26 protein-coding genes and 1 pseudogene are annotated in these 25,479 nt (G+C 26.3%); 1 reads left to right on the forward strand and 26 read right to left on the reverse strand.

From position 1 onward, the window contains the following. Positions 1–67: 67 nt before the first annotated feature. The 12 genes from VJI95_RS03955 to VJI95_RS04010 all read right to left on the reverse strand — a co-directional run bounded on the left by VJI95_RS03955 (position 68) and on the right by VJI95_RS04010 (position 11,778). Complete coding sequence (locus VJI95_RS03955; RefSeq protein WP_324010333.1) at positions 68–409, reverse strand: histidine triad nucleotide-binding protein; 342 nt, start codon at positions 407–409, stop codon at positions 68–70. A gap of 172 nt (positions 410–581) precedes the next feature. After that, entirely contained in the window at positions 582–1,094 is a 513-nt protein-coding gene (locus VJI95_RS03960) for a cysteine hydrolase family protein (RefSeq protein WP_324010334.1), read from the reverse strand. A 67-nt stretch (positions 1,095–1,161) separates the two neighbouring features. Beyond that, on the reverse strand, positions 1,162–2,493 hold the full coding sequence (locus VJI95_RS03965) for an MATE family efflux transporter (protein WP_324010335.1): 1,332 nt from the start codon (positions 2,491–2,493) through the stop codon (positions 1,162–1,164). Continuing rightward, a complete protein-coding gene (gene topA / locus VJI95_RS03970; protein WP_324010336.1) occupies positions 2,483–4,576 on the reverse strand; it encodes a type I DNA topoisomerase in 2,094 nt (697 codons plus the stop codon). The genes VJI95_RS03965 and topA overlap by 11 nt, the downstream gene beginning before the upstream one ends. Before the next feature lie 10 nt (positions 4,577–4,586). Beyond that, on the reverse strand, positions 4,587–5,030 hold the full coding sequence (locus VJI95_RS03975; protein WP_324010337.1) for a GNAT family N-acetyltransferase: 444 nt from the start codon (positions 5,028–5,030) through the stop codon (positions 4,587–4,589). A gap of 128 nt (positions 5,031–5,158) precedes the next feature. After that, positions 5,159–5,695, reverse strand: coding sequence for a flavin reductase family protein (locus VJI95_RS03980; protein WP_324010338.1), 537 nt, complete (start codon positions 5,693–5,695; stop codon positions 5,159–5,161). Between the two features lie 9 nt (positions 5,696–5,704). Continuing rightward, on the reverse strand, positions 5,705–6,535 hold the full coding sequence (gene thyA / locus VJI95_RS03985) for a thymidylate synthase (RefSeq protein ID WP_324010339.1): 831 nt from the start codon (positions 6,533–6,535) through the stop codon (positions 5,705–5,707). 126 nt (positions 6,536–6,661) lie between these two features. Further along, on the reverse strand, positions 6,662–7,759 hold the full coding sequence (locus VJI95_RS03990; protein ID WP_324010340.1) for an ABC transporter permease: 1,098 nt from the start codon (positions 7,757–7,759) through the stop codon (positions 6,662–6,664). 1 nt (position 7,760) lies between these two features. Beyond that, a complete protein-coding gene (locus tag VJI95_RS03995) occupies positions 7,761–8,918 on the reverse strand; it encodes an ABC transporter permease (RefSeq protein WP_324010341.1) in 1,158 nt (385 codons plus the stop codon). Between the two features lie 9 nt (positions 8,919–8,927). After that, positions 8,928–9,866, reverse strand: coding sequence for an ABC transporter ATP-binding protein (locus tag VJI95_RS04000; protein WP_323999664.1), 939 nt, complete (start codon positions 9,864–9,866; stop codon positions 8,928–8,930). A 149-nt stretch (positions 9,867–10,015) separates the two neighbouring features. Then, positions 10,016–10,654, reverse strand: coding sequence for a response regulator transcription factor (locus VJI95_RS04005; RefSeq protein WP_323999663.1), 639 nt, complete (start codon positions 10,652–10,654; stop codon positions 10,016–10,018). Further along, complete coding sequence (locus VJI95_RS04010; RefSeq protein ID WP_323999662.1) at positions 10,654–11,778, reverse strand: sensor histidine kinase; 1,125 nt, start codon at positions 11,776–11,778, stop codon at positions 10,654–10,656. Before VJI95_RS04010 ends, VJI95_RS04005 begins: the two co-directional genes overlap by 1 nt. 190 nt (positions 11,779–11,968) lie before the next feature. On the opposite strand from VJI95_RS04010, the gene VJI95_RS04015 reads away from it, so the two are divergent. Beyond that, entirely contained in the window at positions 11,969–12,214 is a 246-nt protein-coding gene (locus VJI95_RS04015) for a type B 50S ribosomal protein L31 (protein WP_004832367.1), read from the forward strand. Between the two features lie 164 nt (positions 12,215–12,378). Here VJI95_RS04015 and VJI95_RS04020 read toward each other — a convergent pair whose 3' ends face one another. From VJI95_RS04020 to VJI95_RS04085, 14 genes and pseudogenes are all read right to left on the reverse strand, one after another. Next, on the reverse strand, positions 12,379–12,609 hold the full coding sequence (locus VJI95_RS04020) for a hypothetical protein (protein WP_324010342.1): 231 nt from the start codon (positions 12,607–12,609) through the stop codon (positions 12,379–12,381). After that, positions 12,590–14,344 carry an ABC transporter ATP-binding protein gene (locus VJI95_RS04025; RefSeq protein WP_324010343.1) on the reverse strand — a complete coding sequence of 585 codons (1,755 nt, stop codon included), beginning with the start codon at positions 14,342–14,344 and terminating at the stop codon, positions 12,590–12,592. Before VJI95_RS04025 ends, VJI95_RS04020 begins: the two co-directional genes overlap by 20 nt. Further along, positions 14,334–16,076, reverse strand: a complete 1,743-nt coding sequence (locus VJI95_RS04030; protein ID WP_324010344.1) for an ABC transporter ATP-binding protein — start codon at positions 16,074–16,076, stop codon at positions 14,334–14,336. The genes VJI95_RS04025 and VJI95_RS04030 overlap by 11 nt, the downstream gene beginning before the upstream one ends. Positions 16,077–16,138: 62 nt before the next feature. Next, complete coding sequence (locus VJI95_RS04035) at positions 16,139–17,158, reverse strand: LacI family DNA-binding transcriptional regulator (protein ID WP_324010345.1); 1,020 nt, start codon at positions 17,156–17,158, stop codon at positions 16,139–16,141. A gap of 227 nt (positions 17,159–17,385) precedes the next feature. Then, entirely contained in the window at positions 17,386–18,261 is an 876-nt protein-coding gene (locus tag VJI95_RS04040) for a hypothetical protein (RefSeq protein ID WP_324010346.1), read from the reverse strand. 9 nt (positions 18,262–18,270) lie between these two features. Next, positions 18,271–19,140 (reverse strand): ABC transporter ATP-binding protein, encoded by an 870-nt coding sequence (locus VJI95_RS04045; RefSeq protein ID WP_324010347.1) that lies wholly within the window; start codon positions 19,138–19,140, stop codon positions 18,271–18,273. Beyond that, positions 19,133–20,386 (reverse strand): ABC transporter permease, encoded by a 1,254-nt coding sequence (locus VJI95_RS04050; protein WP_324010348.1) that lies wholly within the window; start codon positions 20,384–20,386, stop codon positions 19,133–19,135. Before VJI95_RS04050 ends, VJI95_RS04045 begins: the two co-directional genes overlap by 8 nt. Before the next feature lie 206 nt (positions 20,387–20,592). Beyond that, positions 20,593–20,814 (reverse strand): hypothetical protein, encoded by a 222-nt coding sequence (locus VJI95_RS04055; protein WP_324010349.1) that lies wholly within the window; start codon positions 20,812–20,814, stop codon positions 20,593–20,595. Next, on the reverse strand, positions 20,774–20,929 hold the full coding sequence (locus tag VJI95_RS04060) for a hypothetical protein (protein ID WP_324010350.1): 156 nt from the start codon (positions 20,927–20,929) through the stop codon (positions 20,774–20,776). Before VJI95_RS04060 ends, VJI95_RS04055 begins: the two co-directional genes overlap by 41 nt. Positions 20,930–20,947: 18 nt before the next feature. Beyond that, positions 20,948–21,292: pseudogene (locus VJI95_RS04065) on the reverse strand (helix-turn-helix domain-containing protein); the annotation flags it as partial. A 110-nt stretch (positions 21,293–21,402) separates the two neighbouring features. Next, on the reverse strand, positions 21,403–21,594 hold the full coding sequence (locus VJI95_RS04070; RefSeq protein ID WP_324010351.1) for a hypothetical protein: 192 nt from the start codon (positions 21,592–21,594) through the stop codon (positions 21,403–21,405). A gap of 2 nt (positions 21,595–21,596) precedes the next feature. After that, positions 21,597–22,502 (reverse strand): C39 family peptidase, encoded by a 906-nt coding sequence (locus VJI95_RS04075; protein ID WP_323999355.1) that lies wholly within the window; start codon positions 22,500–22,502, stop codon positions 21,597–21,599. Positions 22,503–22,505: 3 nt separating this feature from the next. Continuing rightward, positions 22,506–23,576 carry a peptide chain release factor 1 gene (gene prfA / locus VJI95_RS04080; protein WP_324010352.1) on the reverse strand — a complete coding sequence of 357 codons (1,071 nt, stop codon included), beginning with the start codon at positions 23,574–23,576 and terminating at the stop codon, positions 22,506–22,508. A gap of 287 nt (positions 23,577–23,863) precedes the next feature. Beyond that, entirely contained in the window at positions 23,864–25,474 is a 1,611-nt protein-coding gene (locus tag VJI95_RS04085) for an ABC transporter ATP-binding protein (RefSeq protein WP_324010353.1), read from the reverse strand. Positions 25,475–25,479 lie beyond the last annotated feature (5 nt).

Here is a 25,479-nt window from a genome sequence, read left to right on the forward strand (position 1 = left end):
GTAAATTCACTATATTTTTTTAGTATAATTGATAAAATTTATAAAAAATTTTAAGATAATTTTAATTTTAGCCCGGTGGCCAATTTAAACTACGTCCTGCAAGAACGTGAAAATGTAAATGCTTAACAGTTTGTCCGCCGTCTTCATTACAATTATTTATAATTCTATAACCTGATTCATCAAATCCCATTTCTTTAGCAAGTTCGGAAATTTTTAAAAATATCTTTCCAACCACTTCAGAATTTTCCTTATCTATGAAATTACAAGATTCAATATGTTTTTTAGGGATTACTAAAAAATGAATCGGAGCTTGAGGGGATAAATCGTTAAATGCAAGCATATCATCATCTTCATAAATTTTATTTGATGGAATTTCTTCATTAACAATTTTGCAAAATATACAATCCATTATCTCACCTCCATATAATAAATATATCAAAATCAAAATAGATAAGCTCCATTTTAATTATTGTCTATTATACCATATACAACCTCTATTTTCAAGAAAAAACACGATATGCAATAGTATATTATTGCATATCGTGTTGTTGCTTTTTTTGCTTAATTAAATAATTTATTTTTTACAAAATATCAACTTGACACATTTTCATAGCTTCTAATGCTGTGTTATGACTTTGTGGAGTAACTCCCGCACAACATTTACTATCTACAATTAATTCAACTTCAGGTAAAAATCCTTTAATCATTAAAGTATTTACAATCACACAAATATCTGTGCAAATTCCAACAAATTCAATACTTTCAATTTTCTCTTTTTCGTTTAGGCTTTTTAAATACTCAACCAAGTCGCTGGAGCCAAACCCTCCTTTTTCAAAAATTTTACAATTTTCTTTATAAATACCTTCTCTGATTTTCCAAGCATCAGTTCCTTTAATACAATGTTTTATAGGAAGTTTTCTACCCTCTTGAGTATTTAAGTAATTGTCATCATGAGTATCCATTGTATAAATAATTTCTCCATCAAAGTTTTTAATTTTTTCCTTTAAATTTGGTATCATATTTAAAGCTTCTTGAGTCCCCAATCTACCGTCAACAAAATCATTTTGAACATCAATAACAACTAATATTTTCATAACCTGCCTCCAAAAGTTTTTTATAAAAAAATCTAAATATTTTAACCAAATAAATTATATACATTAATTACTCTTTTGTCAAATTATAAAATTCATCAGTTACAATATATCTATAATATTTCAAAAATATTACACTCAAGATAAATTCATTCACGAATTGTGAAAATGCTACTCCAAATAGAGATAAATCAAAAACTTGTGTTAATATCAACATTAAAATAAGACTTAAGATATTTACCTCTGCTGTTGTTTTTAATAAAAACATATTTTTATTCAAACCCTGTAAAGCACATTTATATATGTATGAATATGAACTACAAATATTTGCAATTAAGAAAAATATCAAAAATTTTGTAGCGATATTTTGTACAGAAACGTCATCTGTAATAAGTTTAGGTAAATATTCTCTAAAAATAAAGAATAATACACTTCCAAAGATAAATAATACAGTTGTAATCTTAACAGAAATTTTAGGATAATCTATCAAATTTCTAAAGTTTTTCTCTCCGGAACTTATGCTTATTAAACTCAAAGTCGCAGAGCCATAGATATGTTTAAAAGTAAATAAAAACATAATTAAATTTGTAATTATTGAATATCCAGCAAATTCGTTATTCCCTATTCTAATAACAATCATATTGAAAATAATGACAAAAATAGTTCCGTCAAAAATTTCCTGTATCATAATAGGAAAAGCTAATTTAAAATGATTAAATCCATTTATAAAATAGCTTTTTAGTAATTCAAATTTTAATTTTAATTTATTTTTCAATACAAAAATATAAATTAAAAGATTTACAAACATTGAAAAAACAGTACTAAATCCGACCATAGTAATTCCAAATTTTGGGAAACCAAACTTTCCAAGAACGAACAAATAATCTAAACCCAAATTTAAAACTGAAGAAACAGTAGATCCTATTAAAATCCATTTTGTCATATTTGAAATTCTAAAATGCGCGCCAAATGTAAATAAACATAGTTGTAACAAGACACAAAAACTCATAGGATACGAAAACAAAATACCTTGTTTCAAAGTTTCTCCGGACAAATTATAGAATATTTTTAAAAAATATGTTTTTCCGAGCAACATCAATAATAAGAATAAAATTCCCATAAAAATATTGATAGCAAGAGATGAAAAGAATTCATAATTTAGACCTTTTTCATCTCCCTGTCCCAGTTTTTCTCCAAGTTTTGTATTTATAATTATTGCAGTCGCCCCTAAAACTCCACTTATTGTATATAATGTTGAAGAAATCAAATTTACCGCATTAAATGCAGGTGTTGAAACTCTTGCAACGATAGCAATATCGGATAACTCCAAAATATAACTTAAAATAAAATTTACCATAAGTGGAAAAGCGAATTTGTTAAGTTCTAATCTTTTATTTTTCATTTTTCTTTTTCTTTAAATCAATCTCAAAATCACAATTTTCATCGGAACATTTTAGTGCATGTTTAAATCTGTTTTTAACTTCGACTAAAAATTTTCCGCATTTTTCGCATTTTTTATCAGCTATTGGCTTATCCCAAATTGCATAATCACATTCAGGATAATTTTCACAGCCGTAAAAAACTTTTCTCTTTTTTGAAATTTTTTCAATTATTCTTCCACCACATTTAGGACATTTTACCCCTGTATCCTTAACTTCCTTTTTTATATAATTACAATCAGGAAATCCACTACAACCAATAAATTTACCAAATTTTGTCTTTTTAATAACTAAATTTTTACCACATTGTGGACATTTTTCGTTAAGGACTTCATCTTTTATTTTATAATCTTCTGAATCTCCCTCAGATTTTTTCAAAAATGTTTCAAAAACAGCATAGAAATCCGAAATAACTTTTTTCCAATCTTTTTTGTTTTCAGCTATTTCATCAAGTTTTTCTTCCATTTCCATAGTGAATTTTTCATTTATAATTGTTTCAAAGTTGGAAACTAAAAACTTATTTACATTTTTTCCTAAATCTGTTGGAATTATTTTTTTATTCTCAATTAGAATATAAAATCTGCTTGTCAAACTATTTATAATACTTGCATAGGTACTAGGTCTTCCAATTCCATTTTCTTCAAGTTTTTTAACTAAACTCGCCTCTGTAAAATTGGCAACAGGTTTTGTAAAATGTTGACTCTTTTCTATTTTTTCAGCATTTATTACATCTTTAACTTCAAGTTTTGGCAAAGGTTCATCCTTAATATCACTTGAAGTATATATCTTTGAAAATCCGTCAAATAAAGTGTATCTTCCATTTAATTTATAGATACAATTATTTGAATTTAAAACTATTTGTGTACTTTCATAACTTTCAGCTTTCATTTGAGAAGCGACTGTTCTTTCCCAAATCAATTTATATAATTTATATTGATTTGCAGTTAAATAGCTTTTTATTTTTTCGGGACTTCTAAAAATACTACTAGGTCTAACACCCTCATGAGCATCTTGTGAATTCTTTTTCTTTAAATTGTATTCATTACCTTTGCTTGCATAATTTTTTCCATAATTTTCAATAATGTACTCAATTGCCTCTGCAACTATTTCTGATGAAATTCTAGTTGAGTCAGTTCTCATATATGAAATCAAACCGACGGAACCCTCTTTACCTACATTTATCCCTTCATAAAGTTGTTGGGCAATACTCATAGTCATTGAGCTTGAAAAACCTAATTTTCTTCCCGCTTCTTGTTGTAAAGTACTTGTAGTAAAAGGTGGTTGAGGTTTTCTCTCTTTTTTTACCTTTTTTACATCTTCTACGATAAAGTTATCTTTATCTGTTTTTTCTACAACTTTTAAAGCCTCTTTTTCGTTTTTTATCTCTTTTTTTACTATTTTTTTATTTTCATATTCTCCATAATATAGTGATTTAAACTCTATATTTTGGACATTATGTATACCTTCAATCTTCCAAAATTCTTCAGGAACAAAATTATCTATCTCTTCTTGACGTTCACAGATAATTTTTAAAGTTGCAGATTGAACACGTCCTGCTGAAAGTCCACTCTTTATTTTTTTCCAAAGAATTGGAGATAGTTTATAACCTACAAGTCTGTCTAAAACTCTTCTGGCTTGTTGTGAATTTACTAAATTCATATCTATTTTTCTTGAATTTTTTATGGATTCCTTGATACTTTTTTTAGTAATTTCATGAAATTCTATTCTGTTATTTGAATTGATATCAAGACCTAAAAGATAGGCTATATGCCAAGAAATTGCTTCTCCCTCTCTATCGGGGTCAGTTGCAAGATATATATTTTCTGAATTTTTGTAAAGCTCTTTCAATTCCTTAATTTTGGATGCTTTTCCTCTTACATTTATATATTCAGGTTCAAAATTATTTTCTATATCTATCCCCATTTTACTTTTAGGTAAATCTCTTATATGTCCAACACTTGCTACAACTTTATAATTACTTCCAAGCATTTTGCTAACTGTTTTAGCTTTTGTTGGAGATTCTACTATAACTAAATTTTTATACAAAACTAACTCCTTACACAATCTTACTCATCGAAATATGTTCTATTCCCACTTCAACAAAAATATCATCATTATCTTTTGTATAACCTAACATTTCATAAAAGGTCATTGCATGATATTGTGCTGAAAATCTTATTATCTTTTTTTCATTTTCTTTTTTAAATTTTTTTACAGTTTCTTCCATACTTATAAATAAAAACTTTCCTACTCCCTTTCCTCTGCAAGATTTCTTTACACAGGCTCTTCCAAAATAGACAATGTCTTTATTTATATTCATAATCCTTGCAGTTGCAAGAAGCTCCTCTCCTTCAAAAACTCCCACATGAATTGTATCTTCTAAACTGTCTTTATTATCAATTTCATATTCAAGCGGAACTTTTTGTTCATCTACGAAAACTTCCTCTCGCAAAGCATATGCCATTTCCATTTCTTCGCTTTTTAAAATTCTATATTCCATAAAAACAACTCCGTATAATCTTTAAACTCTCTATATGTTATATAATTTAATTAATTTTGTCAATATATTTTTATGATTTTACAATTAAAAAAGTGTCAATTTTAAAAAATTGACACAAAAATTTAATTTTATTCTATTATATATGCACTTACAATTTCTCCATAATAAACTGTATGGTAATCTTTGTTTACCCCATAAAACTCTCCTGACACATTTTCAGGATAATTTTTTTCCTTTATTTCCTTAAGAATAGCATTTTCATCCTGTTTTTGTCTATAAATAACCTTACATTCCAAAGTTAAAGGCAATTCCTTTATCGCTGGAACATCTACAATTTCAGATTCAATTAAAGTTAAATTCAAATCTTTAATCTTGTCAGTATCTCTTCCTGACTTAGTTCCACAAACTCCAATAATATTTTTATCAAAATCATTTAAAAAGATATTTACAGTAAATTCTCCACTTTCATCAAGTATTTTCTTTGTAAAACGACTTTCTCTGACAAATGCTGTAAAAATTGGTCTATTCCATTCAATTCCCAAAGTTCCCCAAGCAATTGACATTGTATTTACCTTTTCTTTTGACTTTGTAGTAAGTAAAACTCCTTTTTCAACTGCAAACATTATTTCTTTGGCATAATCAAAAACATTAATTTTTCTTTTCATAATTTTCTCCTAAATAGCAATCGGAATATTTTTTATCTGTTCTCCACATTTATAATTTTCTATTATAACATCATCTGATGTAAAATCGTAAAAGTTTTTAACATCAGGATTTAAAGTAACCTTTGGAGCAGGAAATTTTTCTCTTGTAATAAGTTCTTTTATAATCGGAATATGTCTGTCATAGATATGAGCATCTGCTATAACATGAACAAGCTCTCCAACTTCCAAATTACATTCTCTTGCAAGCATATGAATCAAAATTGCATATTGACAAACATTCCAATTATTCGCTGCTAAAATATCTTGACTCCTTTGATTTAAAATAGCATTTAATTTTTTACCTGTAACATTAAAAGTCATACTATATGCACAAGGATATAAATTCATTTCAGATAAATCTTCATGAACATAAATATTGGTAATTATTCTTCTACTATAAGGATTATTTTTTAAATCATAAATAACTCTGTCAACCTGATCAAACATCCCTTCCTTATATTTATGTTTAACTCCAAGTTGATACCCATATGCCTTTCCGATACTTCCATTTTCATCAGCCCACTCATCCCAAACATGACTCTTTAAATTCTTAATATTATTGGACTTCTTTTGCCATATCCAAAGCATTTCGTCTGTACACAATTTAATTGCTGTTTTTCTAAGTGTCAAAGCAGGAAATTCTTCGGCTAAATTGTATCTATTTACAACTCCGAATTTTTTTATCGTATATGCCTTTGTTCCATCTTCCCAAATAGGACGAACTTTTTCTCCCCTTGTATCTACTCCATTTTCAAGTATATCCTTACACATTGAAATAAATATATCATCTGCTCTACTCATAATTATCTCCTAAACTTAAAAAATATTTTTAAACTAATATGAATTTAATTATATCATAATTTCTATTAAAATTAAATTCTAAGAAAAATAGGAACATTATTTTACAATAACATTCCTATTAAAAATTTAATTTTTTACATATTTTTCTAATCTATAGCTTCCCATAGTTAAAAGTACTAAGGACATTAAAATTACTATAAAAATATTTGGAAACAAAACTTGTTTAGTTATTATTTCAAAAACCCATGTAAGTGGAGATAAATATGATATTTTCTTTACAATAGCATTTTCCATTACATCACCTGCTAATGTCATTCCAATTATTAACATTGGTATAACAACCCCTGCTATTCCTAAGAATATTTTATTTTTAAAAATTCTAAAAATAGAAATACCGAGTGATATTGTAAATAATGTCATCAATAAAATTGAAATTATAAAGGAAACAAGTTCTGTTTGATTAAATCCATATATTTTCTTATACATTAGAATCACTAATATATTTAAAGTAGATAGTACTAAAAAGTGGCTAAGTAAAAATGAACTTGTTATTGATAAAGACTTATTTGGTGATAACAACATTCTTTTTATCATTTTATTTTCCCTACTAAGCGATAAATCTCCTGATACTGATGATGTATTAAGCAATATATATATTATCATCAAATTCATTATTGTTAAAGAAGAAAATGAGGTATTTTCTTCATTTTCTTGTAAATCAAAATAATTAACATAGTCTAATTTTAATTTATTTTCTTCATAGATTCCATTACTTTTTAATATTTCTTTTTCTACTTCTTTATTTACAACTTCAGAAAATTCCGTTTCAAAAAGCTGTGATCTATTATTAGCCTTTCTTACATATATTTTTATTTCCTCTTTTTGACCTTTAACTAATTTTTGCACATAAGAATCAGGTATTTCATATATAATTGAAATATCTCCAGTGTCCAATCTATCTTTTGCTTTATCTAAACTAGTTTCAAAAGAAGGTTTGTAATTTTTTTCAATCAATGAACTTTTTAAAGCCTCATTATTTTCCCCCCAAACTATAGCTTTGTTAGTATGTGTTTCACTTATATTATTATCAGATTTTTTAATCGGAGAATTATAAAGGAATACAAAAGCCATTCCAATAAAAGTAAAAGCTACCATACTAACAATAACTTCCTTAGTTCTTAGAATTCTATTTATCTGTGCAATTAATAATTTAAAAAAATTCATTCTAATACTCCTCTCTCTTCTTACTTATATTCAAGGATAACGCTAAAAATACAAGAGATATCAAAACTATTGTTGCAAAACCAACAATGTGTTCAGAAATAGATTTTCCTTTTATTAAATTGATATATGGATTTATAAAATAATCTTTATAATAATTGTGATAAATTAATTTTGTGAGAATACTATTTTCCCCAAATATTCTTTCAAAAGGTATCATACCTGATAATAAAATTGGGAGCATATTAAACAAACTTCCTACTAGAGATATATATTCTTCTTTTATTATAGTAGCTATAAATTGAGCTACCGACATAACTAAAAATAACAATACCATATTTAATAAAGCAAATAATAGTATATTTCCAGAAAAATTAGAACTATCTATTAATTTAAACAAAACTATATAAATAATAGATATTCCAAAAAATGAAATATAATTATCAAAAAACGAATATAACTCTCTCTTAATGGTAGAAATTGGAATTAATGATAACCTTTTGTTTATAGCACTAAGTTCTTTCTTTTTAGTATTTATAATAGAACTTAAAATTGTCATAAACAAAAAAGATAAACCAATTACAGAATAGTATTGAGTTCCTGTTAAAGCATTTTCTCCATTGTGTATATTTTCTTTATAATCAACAATAGACTTACTTTCTATTTCTTTTATTAGCTCACCGGCTAAATTTTTATCTTTGTTGTTATTAGCCAATAATTCACTGTAATTTTTTATTTTTAAATCATTTTTAATCAAAGAATTGCAAATAGCTTTAATAATTTCAAATTCTACTGCTGCTGTATTTTTTTCTCTTTTTATTTGTAATTTTTTAGAATTATCTCCATTTTTTATAGACTCAAAAAATCCTTTTGGAATCTTAATTGAAAAATCTGATTTCCCCTTTTCTACTAATTTCAAAACTTTTCCTTCTTCTAAATTTTTAAAATAAGTATCCAAATTTTCTTTTATAAAACCTTCTTCCTCAATTACAACTTCAGTTTTAATTTTTAGAGCATGTACACTAGGATTAAATTTATTTCCAGCAGTATATCCTAAAAACAAACTTAATAATAACGGCAAAAACAAAATAGATATTAATAACAAGCCCATTTGAGAAAAATTAACTCTTTGATTTGCTATAAAATATTTTTTAAAATTCATTTCTTCCTCCTAATCTCTAAGGCTTTTTCCAGTTAGTTGTATAAAAGTTTCTTCTAAAGTAATCTCATCAACTGAAACTGATTTTATAATAGAATCTGTTTTTTCAATCTCTTGAATTAATCTCATCATAGAAAAATCATTATTAGATATTGTTAAAATCAATTCCTTATCTTTAATTTCAGCATTAATTACGCCGTTTACCTTGACATTAATATTATCAATTAATTCATTTGGTAGTCTATCGAAAAGAACATTAACTTTGGAATTATGAGAAACCATTGACTTAATTTGATTTTTGCTTCCTGAAGCTACCTCTACGCCTAAATCCATTAATAAAATTTGATTACATAAAATTTCAATTTCCTCCATATAATGGGAGATATATAGAATAGTTGTTCCTTCTTGATTCATTCTTTTCAAAAAATCAAATACAAAATTTCTAGATTGAGGATCTACCCCGACAGTTGGTTCATCTAAAATTAATATCTCCGGTTTATGCAAAATAGCTGCTGCTATATTTAATCTTCTCTTCATACCACCTGAAAAGTTTTTAACTTTTTCCTTACTTCTATCAGAAAGACCTGTCATAATTAATGCTTCATTTACTCTTTCTTTTAATAATTTTCCAGTTAATCCGTATAGAGAACCAAAATAAATTAAATTATCTTTTGCACTTATATTTTCCATTAGCGCTAAATCTTGAGGAACTACGCCAAGTTTACTCTTTATCTTAACAATATCTTTTTTTACTGAAAGACCATCTATAAAAACTTCTCCGGAATCTGCTTTAATTAATCCTGTCATTATATCTATTAAAGTAGTCTTTCCCGCTCCATTTGGTCCTATAAGTCCAAAAATTTCTCCTTTTTCTATGTCGAAACTCAAATCTTTTAACACTCTATTTTCATTATATGATTTAAATAAATTTTTTACTTCAATATATGCCATAATTTTATCCTCATTTCTTAAATATTGTATAATTATTATAAACTTTTCAAACTCAAAATTCTAATACATAAAGTAACTTTTTACCATTACTTTAGTCACTAAAAAACAGTTACTAATTATTTCTAATTAATAACTGTTTTAAATAAAAACTATTTAATGCCATGCTCATGACCAAAAATCGCAAGTTGAGTTCTATCTCTAAGATTTAATTTTAATAAGATTGCACTTATATTATTTTTAACAGTTCCTTCTGATAAAAATAATATATTGGATATTTCTTTATTATTATATCCTTTTGAAACCAGTTTTATATAATCTTTTTCTCTTTCTGTCAAATTAATATCTAAATTTTTTTCAAAAGTACTCTTCTCTTGATTAATTAAAAGCAAATTTGATATTTCTGAATCTAAAATTACCTTTCCTGAATAAGCTAAATTTATAGCATCATATATTTCTTTATCCGAAGAATCCTTTAACAAATATCCCGATGCTCCTAAGTTCATAGCTTCTACAATATAATCAACATCTCTAAAAGTTGTTAAAACTAAAATTTTAGTTTCCAATCCAGCATTTTTTATAAATCTAATCCCATCAAGTCCACTATATTCAGGCATTCTAATATCCATCAATACCATATCCGCCTTATATTCTTTGACTAATTCATAGCCCTCTTTTCCATCTTTTGCTTGAGCCACTATTTCTAAATTGTCATAACCCTCAAGCATCATCTTCAATCCACTTCTTATTAATTTTTCATCATCTACTATTACTAATTTTATTTTTTCCATTATATAACCCTCGGAATATAAACCTGTAAATAAAATCCTTTATTTTTTACAGATTCTACATTCATTTCTCCATGTAATTCATTTACTCTTTCTCTAATTGAAAGCAAACCGCCTTTTTCTTCAAAATCATCACAACCCTTTCCAAAGTCTTTCATACTTAAGACAAGGGAATCCTCAGAAAAAATTAAACTTAAATTAATCTTATTTGTATTTGCATACTTTTGACTATTCGTTATAAATTCTTGAATAATTCTATAAATAGCTTGTTCTTGTCTTTCATTTAATGTCCAAGTTTCTTCATTAACTATAAAATTAACTTTTATCCCTGAATTATTTATCAGTTTTTCAATATCATCTTTCCAACTATTTTTATTTTCACCTTTCATATCATGAATAATTTTTCTTACTTCTCTAAGCCCGTCTTGTGTAAAAACTTTTAGTTCTCCAATATTTTCACTTATTTCCAAATCTCTGCTCTTCGTAATTTTTTCTAAAGCTGTTAACTGAATAGATAAAGTTGACAATAAATGACCCACCGAATCATGTAAATCTCTGGCTATTCGATTTCTCTCTTTTGTCTTACTCTCTCCTAATAAATCTATTTGATTTTTCTTTAATTCCTGCATTTTTAAAGCTAAATCATTATATTTACTTTCAAAAACCTTTTTCTCATATTCCAAAGAAACAACTTTTCTATTAATGTAAAAATAAGCTACTATAAAAATATTTACTATCAGATAAAATATTAAATATATTTCTAAATTACTAATACCCTCTAACTTTATAGAAACTAAAATAATATAAACGAAAAAATTAATAATTAATGCCAATTTAATTTCTAAATATCTATATAATTGAAAAATTAAACTTATAATTAATATATAAAAACTTTCTAATTTATAAACAGACATAAATATAAAAAATATAAAATCTATAACCAAACTATATTTTTTATAATTTAAATTTTGTACTTGGTAAGTTCTAATATTTATAAAAAAAACATATAAAAGTAAAAAAATCAAATTATATTCTGAATTACTACTTTTAAAATCATATATAATATATTCCACAAATAATAAGCATATAATAAAAATACTTAAATACCTAGTTGATTTATCCTCCATTATTTTCTCCATTACGTAATTCTATATTCCATTTAAAAAATGTACTATTAGAATAACATTTATAAAAATATTTTGCAATCATAGATAGATATTTTTTTAATTTATTCGATGAAACTACTTGATTTATATTTTATGATATGGTATAATATGCGAAGTGATTAATTTACAATATTTAAGTGAGGTGAATACAATGAAAAAAGGAATACATCCAGAATACAATAAAGTAGTTTTTATGGATACAACAAGTGGATATAAATTCATCTGTGGTTCAACAAAAACTTCAAATGAAACAATAGAAATGGAAGATGGTAACACTTATCCATTAATTAAAATCGAAATCAGTTCTGACTCACATCCATTCTACACAGGTCGTCAAAGATTTGTTGAAAAAGGTGGTAGAATTGAAAAATTCAAGAAAAGATATAATATGGACTAGTAAAAAGCAGAACAATCTGCTTTTTTTGTTGCAAAAAATTAGGAGCTTTTTTTGATAAGTATTATAACGTAAAAAATTTCGTCTTTTCTATTTATAAAATACCATTTATGTTTTTTACTATATCTTCCCCAACAAAAAAGAGCTGTTTTCACAGCCCTTTTGAATTAACAACCACCCTTTAATTTTTTACTCCTTATATAAATCTTCGGGAATTTATCATGTTGATTAAAATATCCCATAAGTTCAAAAAATTGAAAAGCTCTTTTTTGTTGATCAACAGTCATATCAGTTTTTTCTTTGATAAGTTTTTTTGCTCTTTTTGAGTAAACAAAATATCCTTCAGTATTTATATCTTTAATAACTATATCATATAAATCATAATACTCTTGCTTCATTATTGTCCCCTTTTGCAGATTGAATTTCGTACCAAGTTTTATATTTACCATTTAGAGCGATAAGCTCGTCATGTGTACCTGTTTCTAAAACTTTTCCATTTTCTATCATAACTATTGTATCACAATTTTTTACAGTGGACAATCTATGTGCAATAATCATCGTACTTCTACCCTGTTTCAAAACTTCAATTCCATAGTTGATTATTTTTTCCGTTTCAGTATCAATATTTGCAGTTGCTTCATCTAATATTAAAACTTTTGGATTTCTTACGATGGCTCTTGCAAAGCAAATGATTTGTTTTTCTCCAAGAGATAAATCCGAACCACTTATTGCCAGTTCATAATCTAAATTATTATCTCTTTTTTGTAAAAGATTTTTACCACCAACTTTTACAATTGCATCTAAAACTTCACTTTCAGTTATACTTTCATCTTTAAGTGTGATATTATCTCTTATGCTTCCTGTGAAAATATATGGGTCTTGAAGAACTACAGCCATTTGTTTTCTGTAAGAAGCTTTGCTTAATGTTTTTATATTTTGCCCGTCAAGTAGAATATCTCCTTTTTGATTTTCATAAAATCCTAAAATCAAATTCATTATAGTTGACTTTCCACTTCCGGTAGCTCCTACAAACGCAATAGACTTTCCTTTGTCAAGTTTAAAATTAACATCCTTTAAAACTGGAACATTTTCTTTGTATTCAAATCCTACGTTTTTAAATTCGATATTTCCTTCAAGTTCAATTGCTCTGTCCGTAGTTTTTTCTTCTTCTATTTCAAAAATTTTAATTATTCTGTCGCAAGAAACAAGCGCTGTTTTATATCTATTTATTTGTGATAAGAAATTCATAAAAAGTTTTAAAATTCTTTTATTATACTCAATTAAAACATACAAAATACCTACACTTAATCCCAAACCATTAATCTTTAAAATTGTAAAGACTAAGATTATCATAGCATTTGTAAAAATCATAACAAAATCAATTAAATTCCAAGAGAATAAAGCATTTAATATAGTTCTTTTTATATAATTCTTTTGAACCTCTTTATTTTCTCTTTCAAAAGATTCAATCATCAAATCTTCAGTACCATAAACTTGAATTACAGGTAATGATTTAATTGTTTCATTGTAAATTGAACTTGTAATTCCCTCATGTTTTCTTATAGTCTTAGTAACTGTTGTAAGTTTTTGTCCATAATATTTTGTTACAACATACATCATAGGCAAGTAAATCAAAACAATTAAGAATAAATATGGACTGATATAAAACATAACTATAAGCATAACAAACAAGTTAAGAACAAAAGCTAAAAGCTCATTTAAAAGAGTTTGATATAACTCTTTAATCGTGTTTGTATCTGTTGTAAATCTTGAAACCAAATCCCCTGCAAAAGAACTGTCAAAATATTGCATCTTGAAGTTTTGCATACGTTTAATTAAATTAAATTGAATTTTGTATGCAATATTACAAGCTAGTTTATTAAAAGAAAATCTAATTGCAATAAACAATCCTGAAACTATCAGATTTAATCCAAAATATAACAATATTTTTTGAATCAAAAATGGATAAAAGTTTTCCATATTGACTAAGTCGGAATCTATAATTGAAGAAACTACAATTGGTAAATATACATCTAGAAAAACTCTGAATACAGTACATATTGATCCTGTAAAAAGTAAAAGTTTTTCTTCTAAAAGGTAGGAAGTTAAAAATTTCATCTTACTAGTTTTCATCTTCTTCCTCCTTATCCAAACTTTGATACTCAAATTGTTCCTTATACCAAGAATCTCTTGAAATAAGTTCTTCGTGAGTACCTCTGTCGATTATTTCTCCATTGTCCATAACTAAAATCAAATCAGAATGTTCAACTGCAGAAATTCTATGAGAAATAATTATATTTGTTCTATTTTTTCTATTTTCTTTAAGAGAATTTACAATTTTACTTTCAGTATTAGCATCAATGGCAGAAAAAGAATCATCTAAAATCAGAATTTCAGGATCTCGATATAAAGCTCTTGCCAGAGAAATTCTTTGCTTTTGTCCTCCTGAAAGTCCAAGTCCACGTTCTCCAACAACTGTATCAAGTCCTTTTTCTAAATTTTGTATATCTTTATAAAAATCTGCCTTTTTTATAACATTTACAATTTTTTCGTCATTTTCTGCAATACTTCCAAATAAAATATTTTCTCTGACAGTTTTAGAAAGTAAAATATTCTCTTGACTTACATATCCGAATTTATTTCTTACTGATGTAATGTCATAGTCTTCATAAGGAATATTATTTATAAAAATCCTATTTTTATCAAAATTATAAAATCGCAAAATTTGTTTAACTAATGTACTCTTTCCACTTCCACTTTTTCCTACTATTCCTAAAGTTTCCCCCTTATTTAACTTAAAGCTAATATCTTTAAGTGAAACTGCTTTTTCTTCGGGGTAACTAAAAGAAAAGTTTTTAAATTCCATATTGGAAAAATCTTCTAAAATCTTAGCTCCATTTTCTATTTCCGTCTTATCATCAAGCAAAAGATTTATTCTATTTATCGAAACCAAAGCCCTTTTATAAGTATTTATACAATCTCCAAGTCCCCAAAAAGACCAAGTTAAAATTTCTCCAAGTCCAAAAAATGCCACCAATTTCCCAACTGACATACTTCCATTTCTTACCAAAATTGCCCCATAAAAAAGTCCAATTACCATAGAAATTGTTCTGATAAAAGTATTGGAAAAGAAAGACATTACCCAAAGATTTGCTTCAATATATGCCAACTCAAAATAATATTTAATTACTTTGGAAATATGATTTTGCCTAATTTCCTCATTTACATAACTTTTTATAAGTTTTATTCCCTCAATTATTTCTAAAATTTCTTGACTTGATTTTCCAAAAGTCAAATTCATTTTTTCATTCGCTTTCCCAATCTTTTTACTTATACTATTCGTAATAATGGCTGTAAAAACGAAAGGAAACATAACTGCAATTGTAAGTTTCCAAGAGATAAAAAATACTAAGTAAATTGCACATATCATAGGCATAATAATAGAATCACATGCCATTAAAATTCCAAAAGTAAAATAATCATATATATATTTAGTTTCATTATCTGCAAGTCCAATTATATCCCCTGCAGTATTTTTTTGAAAAAAATCGGGAGATTTTTTTAAGATTTTTCTAAAGATTATATCTTTATAATACATTTTTAGTTTTGCACCCGAGCCATAAGCTACATATGAAAAAGTCATAAAACTAAAAAAGTTAACTACTCCTAAAAATATCATTAAGCCCACATATTTATAAACTTTTATAGCTTCAAAATTTGGACTTTTAAATAAATCTACAACATTTCCAACTAAAAATATTATATAAATTAAAATCCAACTACTTAAAATATCAAAAATAAGACCAAATAAAAATCTGGTTTTTGCCTTTTTAAAGCCGTCTCGGACAGCCCAATATATCCCCATTAAATCACCTTCTCTCATTTCAAAAAAAGCTCTTCAAAAAGAAGAGCATTTTTAAAATTTTTTTACTTTTTTTTCTTAGTAAATGTTGCAACTGAACCTCTTTCAATTATTCTTGAAGGTAAGATTGTAACATCTTTTAATTTTTCTTCATTTCTAAGTTCCTTAATCAACTTTCTCATAGAAATTGCTCCCATATCATAATATGGCTCTTCTATGGTTGTAAGTGCAGGTCTGTAAATTGAAGCAATTAAATCATCGCCAAACCCTGCAACTGAAATGTCTTGTGGAACTTTAAGACCATTATCGTAACAATAACTTATAAAGCCGATAGCCAAAGCATCTTCACTTGCAAAAACAACAGTTGATTTATTTTCATTGATAAGTTTGAAAATCTCTTTTCCCATATCATATCCTGCTTGAACTGTTATATCTTTTGCATTTATAAGTGCTGATTTTACTTTTCTTTGTGCAACAGCTTCATTAAATCCTGCAAGTTTTTCTCTACCAATTCTACTCGTAACATCTTCACTTATAAAAACGATACTTTCATGACCTTCATCTACAAGATAATTTGTCATTTTGTTACAAGTTGATTTATAATCAATACTTACAGTATGTTCATCTGTATATTCGTAAAATTTATCAAGTCTTACAAAAGGAATTTTTTTACTTTTCAACTTAAACAATATTTCAGGATTAATCTTTTCACTAATCATAATTATACCTTCAACTTGTTTAGTGCACATAAATTCGATAATCTTATGCTCTACTTCAATATCTCCATACGTACTAGAAAGTAAAATATCGTAATTGTACATTCTACCGATTTCTTCAATTCCTCTAATGATTTGAGCCATATAAGAAATACCAATATCTTTCACAATTACCCCAATCATATTTGATTTTCTCATTACAAGACTTCTTGCCAATTCATTAGGCTTAAAATCCAATTTTTTTATTGCATCTAAAACTTTTCTTCTTGATTCCGGACTAACAGGTTTTGATTCATTCATAACTCTTGAAACAGTAGAGATTGAAACTCCTGCTAATTTAGCTACATCTTTTATAGTAGGTGCTGACATTTTATCACTCCTTTAAAAATAAATTTATAATTACAATTAAATCGTTTACAAACTCCAACATTATTATATCATAGATTTTAATAAAATAAAACACTTTAGAAAAATAAATTCACAAATTTTCCCTATAAAATACATAAAATTTATAAAATAAATTTATCAAAATCAAAAAATATTAAAGTAAAAAAATACTGTAAAATGATTTTCAAACTATTTCACAGTAAAAAAATTTATTTTTTTATTTTAATATATAAACTGTACAAAACAGTAGAAATAAGCAATGCAATAAAACATACTGCAATTTCTATTTCAATATAATTAAGTAAAGCCTTTTTTACAGGTAAAAATCCACCTGCCAACTCGTGAAAAACAGGATAATCAAAATCAATTTTCCACTTCCAAAAGTATGAAAAAACTAAACTTAATCCAAACTGACTTATTATTAATACAATATTAATAATAAAAGAAATAATAGCCTTAGAAACTATAAAACTCGTCTTTTTTATAGGAAGTGTAAATAAAAATCCCTTATGATAGTTAAAATCTAAATAAGTAGTTATAAAGAAATAAAATAGAGTTACTAAAAAAATTACAGATAGAATATACTTTATATTATTATATTCAACTAAAACTCCATCCAATGGAGCTTCTTCATATTGATAAGTTCCATTCACTTTAATAATTTCGGATAGCCTTTCTTTTTCATGTTGTGCATAACTTTTTGACATAGAAAAATCTATATCACTTTCCTTAATTTCAATGATTTTTTCGTACATCACAATTGCACTCTCCATAAAGCCTCTTTCATTTCCACTATATCTAAGTTTTACAGTATTTTCAGCTATATCAAGAGATTCCTTTAACAAATCCATTTTTTCTTTATCAGCAGAATATATACAAGGCGACTTTCCGTCAGCGGGATATAAAATGTCTCCTATTCCTTTTTTTATCAAAAGTAATTCATGTTTTTTATCGGCATCGACTTGTTGATAATTTAAATAATTTTTATAAAATAGAGAAGCTAATAAAACTAGTATAACTCCTAAAATTACTACAAATATTCTACTTCTTATAAATTTTTTACATTCTAATATCAAAGTATTCATAACATTCACCTACTCAGCAAACAGTCTTTGATACATCTGTTCAGACGCATTTATATGCTCTCTTATTTTAAATAATTTTATGCCTTTATCCTGTATTGCCTTAATTGCATCGTCAAAAGAGTTCTTTTTAAACTGGCAAATTATCATATCTTTTTCAATTTCGGCACTTACTACAAATGGAGATAAAATTTCTAAAGTTTGATCATTTGAAGTAGTATCAATGGCATAGATTAAAAATTCGTCTTCTACAATTTTTTTGACAATTTTTTTGTCCTTTATGAATAAAAGATTATCAGTTAATTGACTAATTTCTCCTAAAAAATGTGTAGATAAAATTACCAGAGTTCCCCTTTCTGAAATTTCTTTTAACATTACTCTAAGCTCTATTTGACTGCTCGGATCAAGTCCATTAAAAGGTTCGTCAAGCAATAAAACTTCAGGATTATTTATAAGTGCAATAGCCAAAAGCAATCTCTGTTTCATTCCCAAAGAATAAGTCTTTACAGGTCTTTTATAAAATTTTTCAATCTTTGTCAAACTTACAATTTCATTTATTCTAGTCTTTGGTAATTTTTGTATATTTGCGACAAATTTCAAATGATCAAGTCCTGTTAAATTTGGAAATAAAATACTTGCATCCTGTAAATATGACAATTTTTTAAAAATAGCATTATCCCTATTATCTATGCCATTTACAGTAATCTGTCCGGATTGATAACTAATCAAATTTGTAACACAATCTAAAAGAGTAGTTTTTCCCGTTCCATTAGGTGCAACCAAAGCCCAAACCTCTGCATTTTCAAGTTCTAAAGACAAATCATTCAAAACTATATTTTCTCCATATCTTTTAGTAAGATTTTTTATACACAAACTAGGCATATTTACTCCTCCTTCTATCCTGCATAAAAGCTATACAAATTAATAAAATTGTTAAAATACAAATTCCAATTGCTAAAATTTTACAAGATTTGTTAAAACTATAAGTAATTGTTTTAAATAAAAAATTTATACTACCATCAGCTATTTTTCCAACTCTCCAGTATGAAAACGGATTATACCATTTATTAAACATCTGTAATGTTGCTATAACTCCAAAGGATAAAATAACAGATTTTACACTCGATTTTACAAAAGTAGAAATTGCACTTGTAACAAGGAATATAAATATTCCATAGAGCAAGAACAAAATAAAACTTTTTATTAAAACATCAGATATTGGAACAATCTTATATCCAAAACTCATAAGTGAAAAATAATCACTTTTTACTATATAAGTTGTAATCGGATATTTAAAAGATGATGCCCCACTTATTAAAAATTCTATTCCAAAAAATATTGCAGGTATCAATAGTCCAAGTATAATCGTTAAAATTCCACCTGTAAAAAGTCCCGACGATACAATCCTAAATTTACTTGCTCCCGATGTCCTTAAAAATCTAATTGTTTTATTTTGGCTCTCCTCCAGTTTTGAAAATAAAATACCAAAAGTTACTACAATTATAAAAGTATAGATTAACACCAAATTATTTGTAAAAAAGTCCCATAATCTATGTGAAGTTCCGATTAATGTTTTTTTACTATTTAGATTTAGAGCTTCCTCTTCTTCTGAAGTTCTAGGTTGGTCAAACTCTGTTCTCTGCAATTTTAAAGGATGAGCTGAAGGAATATTATTGTCTTTTAAATATTTTAAGGTTTCATAAGTTATTTCAATAGTTAATCGATGAATATCAATTGTGCCTAAACCCATAGCAATAAAGCTATTAGTTTTTTCAGGTTTAAGAAATTTCATATATATTTCATATAGAGTTTTCCAATCATAATTTTTACTAGCTTCATATTTAACCTTGTCATCTTCTAATAACTTTGAAAAATCTTCTCTTTCTCTAGTTAAATCTTCTATTTCCTCCTTAGTAAGATTGTTTTGAGATAATTTTTCTTCAATTTCTTTGATAATAGATTCATGATATTTTAATGATTCTTCCTTAGAAGAAATATATTCATCATTAGTCTTCTTGTTTTCAATTTTTGAAACAGAAGACATAACAATTCCAATAATTATAATTATAATAAGAAATAGAATATTTTTCTTCTGTTTTATAAAATATTTAAAAAACAAATTACACATAACTACCTCCCAAGCAAAAATCCATCCAAAAATATTTATATTTAAGATATATTTCAATAAATTTTAATTTATCTATTTACTTTCTGTTCTAGGTAAATCATTACCACAAGAATATCATAATTGTTATTTTTGTCAAATATATTGAAATATAAGCTTTATATTTTAAATAAAGATTAAAATTTCGTATATTGTAAAATTGTGTCCATTTACTTGACTATGTTGCAAATGTAAATCACTTTTGAACTCATTTGTTTATTTAATTTTTCTTTCCACTCATAAAAAGAACTTTTGTTTAGTTTAGCTACCTTTAACCATTGTAATATTGTAATTGATTTATATTCTTTTGCCTTGCTTAATTCAATTATCACTTTCGCTTTTTCCTTGTTTTTAAGTCTTTCTCCATAAGCAAGGTTTGAAGTTTTTTTCATAAGCTATAGCCGCCTTTAAAAGGAGATTTTCTCCTCTTAGTCTTAAAAGCTCCTCTCTTTCACTTTCTTTTAAATTTTCTTTTCTTTTTTGTTTTTTTGGTATAGTTTTTTTCATTTTAGGCTTTCTTCCTTTTGTTTTACTATTTAAACCATCTAATCCACTTTCATTATATTTCTTTTGCCAATTAGCTATGATAGAAGCATTAGATATATCAAATTTAACAGCAGTTTCTCTAAAAGTTAAATTATTGGTTTTTCTATATTGTAATACAAACAGCTTAAAATTACTAGTATAACATTTGTTTTTAAATTTTTTACTTATACCTTCAATACCATTATCAGAATACCATTTTATCCAATTTGAAATAGTTGTTTGTGGTATCTTATATTTTTTTGATAATTCAGATTGACTAATATTATTTTTCTCATATTCTTTAATTACTTTTATTTTTATACTTATATCAAAAAACCCCCAAATCCTTTGTCAGGATTTAGGGGTTCACATCAGAAAGAGTAGCATTTATTGAAAATTGGATAAATAATTATTCTAAAAAACTATTTAATTATAAAACACCTTTTGAAGTTTTTTCAATTGACCAACTTATTCTTACAATTTATATTTTTAATTTTTTCTCTATATTTATAAATTAAAATTGCTCCTGTAAATGCAATTAAAACAAGTAAAATATGCGTTAAACCATATTTTTCTATGTCATATCCCTCAGGCTTTGACCTAAAGAAATAAATAAAAAAATCTAAAATTCTTTCTAAAAAATTCAACCCTACTCTCCTTTAGTAAAAGACCAAGCATTCTTTATCTGAGATTTTAATCTTTCAAAACTCCACTTTTCGCTTGTATTTGTAGGACTATTTGGGTCATTTATTATGAACATACCATCTTCATCAACTCCAACCAAAACAATATAATGTCCTATTGAAGAAAAATCTCCAGGCCCTACATTCGCAATTATAGGTCTTCCACTTTTTAATTCATTTTTAAAAACTTCTTCATCTGTCTTCAAATCTTTAACTTTTAATCCATATTTTTTGGGAACTTCTTTAAAATAATTCCAACCCGTTCCTGATCCTTCAGCGTATTCTTCATATTTTGCCAATTCAACAGGAGTTATGGAATTATCTTTCAAAAGTCCAGAAACAACCATTGCCATTGAAGTTGGTCCACAACCATTTATTGCTATATTATCATCAGTATATTTCTTTTGTCCCCAACGTCTATCCCATTGTAAATAATATGGAATATCTCTTTTAAAATCAACACTTTCGCCAGTAAAATTATCAACTGTTCTATTTTCAAGCTTGTCCTTAACAAAAAGTTTTGCAGAAGGATTTTTATAAAGCATAGCTAAATAACCATAACTTAATTTATCTTTGCTTTTTAATATTTCTTGAATATCTGAATCCTCACTATTTTTAAGACCTTCAAGAACAGTTTTTTCAGTTAAAATACTTGCCTTTTTACCTGTATTAACTTTTGTTGAAAGTTTAGTTACATCTATTCCATTAGCATTTAAAGGTTTTGGCTTAGTTTCAACCTCTTTCACTGTATTAACTACAGCTTTATTTTCTTTTTTCGCAAAAACGAAATTGAAAAATACGAAAACTCCAAATATATACAATACAAGATAAATACCAATTTTAGTTAATTTATTTTGTAAATTTTGATTCATAATCTACTCCGCAATTGCTAGCATCTTTTTAGCTTGATCACTTGTAATTAGAGCATCTATCATATCTGAAATATCTCCGTTTAAGAAACCATCCAATTGATAAATAGTCATATTTATTCTATGATCTGTAACTCTTCCTTGAGGGAAATTATATGTTCTTATTCTTTCAGATCTATCTCCTGACCCTATTTGTGATTTTCTTGCATCTGCAATGTCCTTATTTTGTTCTTCTTGATACTTTTCATAAAGTCTTGATTTCAAAATCTTCATTGCCTTATCCTTGTTCTTAAGTTGCGACTTTTCATCTTGACAAGTTACAACAACTCCTGTAGGAATATGTGTAATTCTAACAGCAGAGTCAGTTGTATTTACACATTGTCCACCATTACCACTCGCTCTATAAACATCAATTCTAAGATCATTTTGATTTATAATAACATCGACATCTTCAACTTCCGGTAAAACTGCAACAGTTGCTGCAGAAGTATGTATTCTTCCACTTGATTCCGTAGCAGGAACACGTTGAACTCTATGAACACCACTTTCATATTTTAGTTTTGAATATGCACCCTGACCTTTAACCAAGAAAACAACTTCTTTTATTCCTCCGACACCTTGTTCTGAAATACTCATTATTTCAGTTTTCCATCTTTGTTTGTCAGCAAACATTCTATACATTCTAAGCAAATCTTCTGCAAAAAGTCCCGCTTCATCTCCACCAGTACCGGCTCTTACTTCCATAAATACATTCTTTTCGTCATTAGGGTCTTTTGGTAATAATAAAATTTTAAGATCTTGTTCTTCCTTTTCAATACTATCTTCCAGCTCAGAAATTTCTTCCTTGACAAGTTCTTTCATTTCATCATCCAGACTTTCTTTTAACATCTCTTTATTTTCTTCAAGTTCTTTCTTATGCTTGGAATATTCTCTATATTTTTCAACAATCGGCTTCATATCGCCATGTTCTTTAGCAAGTTTTTGCCAAACATTCATATCTTTCATAATTTCAGGATCTATGATTTTCTTTTCAAGTTCCTCAAATTTTTCCACTAATAATTCTAATTTATCAAACAAAGTATATCTCTCCTTTTGTAACTACAATCAACTTTAATTTATCTTAACAATTTATTTTTATCTAAAATATGTAGCTTTATCAACAAGTGTAAAGCTAATAATTAAATCACAAATCCTTTTTGATTATTTTTTATGCTTGTTATGATGAAATATAAGTAGCTTTGCCATTGGGCGCAAAGCTACCTATATTATATCACATATATACACATATTGTAAATTTTTTTCACTAAAAAATCTGCTATAAAACAACCCGACACATAAGTATCGGGAATGAAATTCTTTTATCTTTATTTAGAAAGTTCTAAATTTTTGTTATTTATAGTATAAATTTCATCAGCAATTTCTTCATAAAGCAAATCGTGAGCTATTAAAATCATTATGCTTTTTCTCTTTTCTTCTTCTAGAAAATCTCTTAAAATAGCTTTTGATTCAACATCTAAATTTGCTGAAGGTTCATCAAGTAAAATAATACTCTTTTCTTGCATAAATGTTCTTATCAAAAATAGTTTTTGCTGTTCTCCAAGTGAAAGATTTGCAGGATTTGTTTTAACTTCATAATTTTCATCTTTTGCATTAAATCTTTTCAAAAGATTTCGCATCTTTGAAATTTGTTCTTCCCTTTCTATCTCAGTTAAAACTATATTTTCTCTAACAGTTCCGTTAAACAACATTGCAGGATTATATAAGTAGGAAATATCCTCTTTTTTATCCTCGGATATTCTAAAATATCCACCTTTTTCCTTAATTTGTTTTATGGAATAAACTCCTGCAAGTAAATTTAAAAGCGTAGTTTTTCCTGTTCCATTATCACCTTTTAGAATATAAAGCCCATTTTTAGAAATTGTAAAATCATCTATTTTAAATAATAACTCATCTTTTGCATTTGTAATTTCGACATTTTTAATTTCTATAGAATTTTCTTGTTTTACAAAAAGTTTTGAATAATTATTTTCTTCATTTTCATAGTTTAAAAAGTTTCTAATTCTTTCAAAACTTGCTACTGAAGAATTTGCATTTGCCTTTAAATTTGCAATGGACGTTATCGGAGTATAAATCATTTGAGCATATTGTAAAAACATAATCAATGTTCCAATAGTAAAAATTCCTCTACGAACAAAACTTGCCCCCAAGATTAACACTATAAAAGGACTAAGAGTTGAAATAAATTTTGGAAATTCCATATTTAAAATTAAAAATTTATGTTTTGTACCTGTAATATTCCAACGTTTTTCTGCTATATAATTAAATTTCTTAAAAAACAAGCCCCAAGCCTTAAACAACTCAATACTTGTTTTTTTATAAACAACATCTTCTTCTTGCTCAAAAATTTTGTCATTTAATTTCATCTCTTCACTTGCAAGTTTTTCCATTCGATTTTTATTAAAATAATTTCCAAGATAATAAATCGGTATTAATACAAAAGTTATTATTGCAAGTATGTAATTAATTTTTATCAGTATAAGAGCTACTAATAAAATCTTTATAGAATCCACTACTAAATCTATTTTTAAATTAATATATGTATAAATTACAGCTATATCATAATTCAAAAGATTCAATACCTTAGCCTTGCTCATCCCCTCATAGTCCGGTGTATTTATCTTAGAAATCTTTTTTACAATTTGTTTTTGATATTTTAAAGCAGTTTTATTACAAAATATCTGATTTAGATAATCACATAAATAGCTAATTCCATGAACAAAAACTGCAAATACAATTATCCCAAATATGTATAAATATAACTTTCCACTGTCCATATTCCCTACATTATCAAGAATACTCTTAAAAATATAAGGAAAAATAAGTGAAATAAAATAAACTCCCAGCGAAAAAATACATAGAAAAATAACACTGGATTTTTTTAACTTAATCGGCAAATAGAATTTTGAATTTTTCATTAGAA

It is taken from the genome of Parvimonas sp. C2 (assembly GCF_035282405.1).
Taxonomy (GTDB): Bacteria; Bacillota; Clostridia; order Tissierellales; family Peptoniphilaceae; genus Parvimonas.

Bases quoted from the DNA above. Each gene is read 5' to 3' on its own strand.
- VJI95_RS03955 (WP_324010333.1), bottom strand. From the start codon at position 409: ATGGATTGTATATTTTGCAAAATTGTTAATGAAGAAATTCCATCAAAT.
- VJI95_RS03960 (WP_324010334.1), bottom strand. From the start codon at position 1,094: ATGAAAATATTAGTTGTTATTGATGTTCAAAATGATTTTGTTGACGGT.
- VJI95_RS03965 (WP_324010335.1), bottom strand. From the start codon at position 2,493: ATGAAAAATAAAAGATTAGAACTTAACAAATTCGCTTTTCCACTTATG.
- VJI95_RS03975 (WP_324010337.1), bottom strand. From the start codon at position 5,030: ATGGAATATAGAATTTTAAAAAGCGAAGAAATGGAAATGGCATATGCT.
- VJI95_RS03980 (WP_324010338.1), bottom strand. From the start codon at position 5,695: ATGAAAAGAAAAATTAATGTTTTTGATTATGCCAAAGAAATAATGTTT.
- thyA (WP_324010339.1), bottom strand. From the start codon at position 6,535: ATGAGTAGAGCAGATGATATATTTATTTCAATGTGTAAGGATATACTT.
- VJI95_RS03990 (WP_324010340.1), bottom strand. From the start codon at position 7,759: ATGAATTTTTTTAAATTATTAATTGCACAGATAAATAGAATTCTAAGA.
- VJI95_RS03995 (WP_324010341.1), bottom strand. From the start codon at position 8,918: ATGAATTTTAAAAAATATTTTATAGCAAATCAAAGAGTTAATTTTTCT.
- VJI95_RS04000 (WP_323999664.1), bottom strand. From the start codon at position 9,866: ATGGCATATATTGAAGTAAAAAATTTATTTAAATCATATAATGAAAAT.
- VJI95_RS04005 (WP_323999663.1), bottom strand. From the start codon at position 10,654: ATGGAAAAAATAAAATTAGTAATAGTAGATGATGAAAAATTAATAAGA.
- VJI95_RS04010 (WP_323999662.1), bottom strand. From the start codon at position 11,778: ATGGAGGATAAATCAACTAGGTATTTAAGTATTTTTATTATATGCTTA.
- VJI95_RS04015 (WP_004832367.1), top strand. From the start codon at position 11,969: ATGAAAAAAGGAATACATCCAGAATACAATAAAGTAGTTTTTATGGAT.
- VJI95_RS04020 (WP_324010342.1), bottom strand. From the start codon at position 12,609: ATGAAGCAAGAGTATTATGATTTATATGATATAGTTATTAAAGATATA.
- VJI95_RS04025 (WP_324010343.1), bottom strand. From the start codon at position 14,344: ATGAAAACTAGTAAGATGAAATTTTTAACTTCCTACCTTTTAGAAGAA.
- VJI95_RS04030 (WP_324010344.1), bottom strand. From the start codon at position 16,076: ATGGGGATATATTGGGCTGTCCGAGACGGCTTTAAAAAGGCAAAAACC.
- VJI95_RS04035 (WP_324010345.1), bottom strand. From the start codon at position 17,158: ATGTCAGCACCTACTATAAAAGATGTAGCTAAATTAGCAGGAGTTTCA.
- VJI95_RS04040 (WP_324010346.1), bottom strand. From the start codon at position 18,261: ATGAATACTTTGATATTAGAATGTAAAAAATTTATAAGAAGTAGAATA.
- VJI95_RS04045 (WP_324010347.1), bottom strand. From the start codon at position 19,140: ATGCCTAGTTTGTGTATAAAAAATCTTACTAAAAGATATGGAGAAAAT.
- VJI95_RS04050 (WP_324010348.1), bottom strand. From the start codon at position 20,386: ATGTGTAATTTGTTTTTTAAATATTTTATAAAACAGAAGAAAAATATT.
- VJI95_RS04055 (WP_324010349.1), bottom strand. From the start codon at position 20,814: ATGAAAAAAACTTCAAACCTTGCTTATGGAGAAAGACTTAAAAACAAG.
- VJI95_RS04060 (WP_324010350.1), bottom strand. From the start codon at position 20,929: ATGAAAAAAACTATACCAAAAAAACAAAAAAGAAAAGAAAATTTAAAA.
- VJI95_RS04075 (WP_323999355.1), bottom strand. From the start codon at position 22,502: ATGAATCAAAATTTACAAAATAAATTAACTAAAATTGGTATTTATCTT.
- VJI95_RS04085 (WP_324010353.1), bottom strand. From the start codon at position 25,474: ATGAAAAATTCAAAATTCTATTTGCCGATTAAGTTAAAAAAATCCAGT.